Here is a 2,518-nt window from a genome sequence, read left to right as displayed (position 1 = left end):
AAATAATTCAATCGTGTTAATAAATACAATTTTTAATGAAATGTCCGGTAGGAGGAAAAGGAATGCTTAATAAAATAATTTTAATTACTGGTGGTACAGGTTCGTGGGGGCATGAACTTATAAAACAACTATTAGAACAATCACCGAAAGAAATTAGAGTTTTTTCAAGAAATGAAACAGTTCAGTTTGAAATGCAGCAACAGTTTATAAATGAAGATAGATTGAAATTTATTATTGGAGATATTCGTGATAAAGACCAACTCGTATATGCTTGCCAAGGTGTACATTATGTATTCCATCTTGCAGCTTTAAAACATGTTCCAGTATGTGAGTATTATCCTTATGAAGCTATAAAAACAAATATACATGGTACGCAAAATGTAATTGAAGCATCAATCCAGAAGCAAGTTGAGAAAGTTATATATGTTTCAACTGATAAAGCGGCCGACCCATCAAATACGTATGGGATGACAAAAGCAATTGGTGAAAAGTTAATGGTTCATGCGAATGTGCAAACGAAGAAAACAAAATTCATTTGTGTTCGTGGTGGAAATGTTTTAGGGACGAGTGGAAGTGTGGTACCGCTCTTTAAAAAGCAAATTAAAAAGTCTTCACAGGTAGGGATTACTGATGAAAATATGACTAGATTTTTCTTAACAATTGAAGATGCTGTTGGATTGTTATTTAAAGCAGCATCTGAAGGAAGAGGAGGGGAAATCTTTGTTATGAAAATGCCAGCATGTAAAATAACGGATTTAGCAAAAGTATTGATTGAAGATTCGAAAAAAGAAAACGTGAAGATAAAAGAGGTAGGGATAAGACCTGGTGAAAAATTAAGTGAAATGCTTTTATCTGAGGTAGAGAGTAAAACAAGTATTAGTTTTGATCAAAATTATTTTGTGGTACTACCGACTATTCCTATAGAAGGACTTCAAGAATATTATGCTAGTTATCCGCTTGTGGATGTGAAGAGTTTTAGTTCTCAACAAGACTTACTTGCAAAACATGAGGTGAAACAAATGTTAGAAAAAGGAGGATTTTTACTATGAAAAAAAATGTGAGCCTTTTAATAACTGGTGCAAATGGCTTCACAGGGCGCCATGCTTGCCAATATTTTTTAGACAAGGGCTTTCATGTAATTCCTATGTTTCAAAATCGTTCACATAGAGAAAAATGCAGGAATGGAATTACTTGTAATTTAACTAATAAGGGCGAAGTAATGAAGGTAATTAAACAAATAAAGCCAGACTATGTATTGCATTTAGCAGGAAGAAATTCGGTCATAGAGTCTTGGACAGCTGCTCTTGAATACATGGAGATTAATGTGATAGGGACGTTATATTTATTAGAAGCAATTAAGCAAGAAGCACCCCATTGTAGAACATTAGTTATAGGATCTGCATTGCAAGCAGATAGTATGAACAACATAAAATTTTCAAATCCATATAGTTTAAGTAAAACTATGCAAGTAATCGTCGCAGAGGCTTGGGGTGGGTTAATGGATTCAAATATTATCATTGCAAAGCCCTCGAACTTAATTGGTCCAGGAGTATCGAATGGTATTTGTTCTATTCTGGCAAAAAAAATGATAGATATAGAGTCGGGTAAAAGTGAACCAATTATTGAAGTAAACAGTTTGAAAGATAGTAGGGACTTTCTAGATGTACGTGATGTAGTTAAAGCGTATCATGTGTTATTACGTGATGGTATAAATGGAAAAGAATATAATATTGGATCAGGAGTAAAACGATCTTTATTAGATGTACTAGAACAATATAAAGGATTAACACAGCTGAACTTTACTATAAAAGAAACAGATAATTTTGAGAGTGACTCAAATAAAAGTTTAGTGTTAGAGGATATAAAAAAGTTAGGTTGGGTCCCGAAAATCCAATTTCATCAATCATTGAAAGATGTACTTGAGTATGCGAAGCACAGTGAAATCTGCATTCAATGAAAAATAAAAAAGGGTGTAAGAAGTATATGAATAGTTATGAAGCAATAGATAATCAAAGTACGCTATTTCTTTCGATTGTTGATACGCTGGATTGGAAAGATGAAGAAGCGCATGTGTTGCACCTCCATGAGGCAATAAATCAATATCGAGCGTATGTGGAAGAAAAAAAGATTGATCGAATAAAGCCAGCACTAGAGACTAGAACTAGGCATGTGATTCAAGTTTTTGCTCAGTATGAGTGTAGTGAGTATGGAAATGATTTTTATGAACTCATCAAAGATCTCTTACAAGATATAGGACTTGAGTTAAAGATTAATATAAAGCTAGATTTTTAATGATAAAGGTGGATATAAGTTATGAATAAAAAGATTCTCTTTACTGGGGGCGGTACAGCCGGACACGTAATGATTAATATGGTATTGATTCCTAAATTTATGGAAAAAGGATGGGGAGTTGAGTATATTGGATCTCAAAATGGAATTGAAAAATTATTAGTTCAAAATGTTAAGTATAATAGTATTTCAACAGGGAAGCTTAGGAGATATTGGGATTGGGAGAACT

4 protein-coding genes are annotated in these 2,518 nt (G+C 33.2%); all 4 read left to right on the top strand.

Annotated elements, in window-relative coordinates:
* Positions 1-62 precede the first annotated feature (62 nt).
* Entirely contained in the window at positions 63-1,049 is a 987-nt protein-coding gene (locus AB3X48_RS21010) for a UDP-N-acetylglucosamine 4,6-dehydratase family protein (protein WP_367959902.1), read from the top strand.
* Positions 1,046-1,957 (top strand): SDR family oxidoreductase, encoded by a 912-nt coding sequence (locus tag AB3X48_RS21005; RefSeq protein ID WP_016105935.1) that lies wholly within the window; start codon positions 1,046-1,048, stop codon positions 1,955-1,957. The genes AB3X48_RS21010 and AB3X48_RS21005 overlap by 4 nt, the downstream gene beginning before the upstream one ends.
* Positions 1,954-2,292: a DUF6572 domain-containing protein gene (locus AB3X48_RS21000; RefSeq protein WP_016105934.1), complete on the top strand. Its 339-nt coding sequence runs from the start codon at positions 1,954-1,956 to the stop codon at positions 2,290-2,292. The genes AB3X48_RS21005 and AB3X48_RS21000 overlap by 4 nt, the downstream gene beginning before the upstream one ends.
* A gap of 21 nt (positions 2,293-2,313) precedes the next feature.
* On the top strand, positions 2,314-2,518 hold a 205-nt coding region (locus tag AB3X48_RS20995; RefSeq protein WP_367959901.1), incomplete at its 3' end, for a glycosyltransferase.

This window comes from Bacillus sp. S4 (assembly GCF_040838205.1).
In the GTDB taxonomy this organism is placed as follows: Bacteria; Bacillota; Bacilli; order Bacillales; family Bacillaceae_G; genus Bacillus_A; species Bacillus_A cereus_U.
Note: the sequence above shows the minus strand (reverse complement) of the source record. Positions and strands in the feature narration are given on the sequence as shown.

Coding starts and splice junctions, on each gene's coding strand:
- AB3X48_RS21010 (WP_367959902.1), top strand. CDS start 63: ATGCTTAATAAAATAATTTTAATTACTGGTGGTACAGGTTCGTGGGGG.
- AB3X48_RS21005 (WP_016105935.1), top strand. CDS start 1,046: ATGAAAAAAAATGTGAGCCTTTTAATAACTGGTGCAAATGGCTTCACA.
- AB3X48_RS21000 (WP_016105934.1), top strand. CDS start 1,954: ATGAAAAATAAAAAAGGGTGTAAGAAGTATATGAATAGTTATGAAGCA.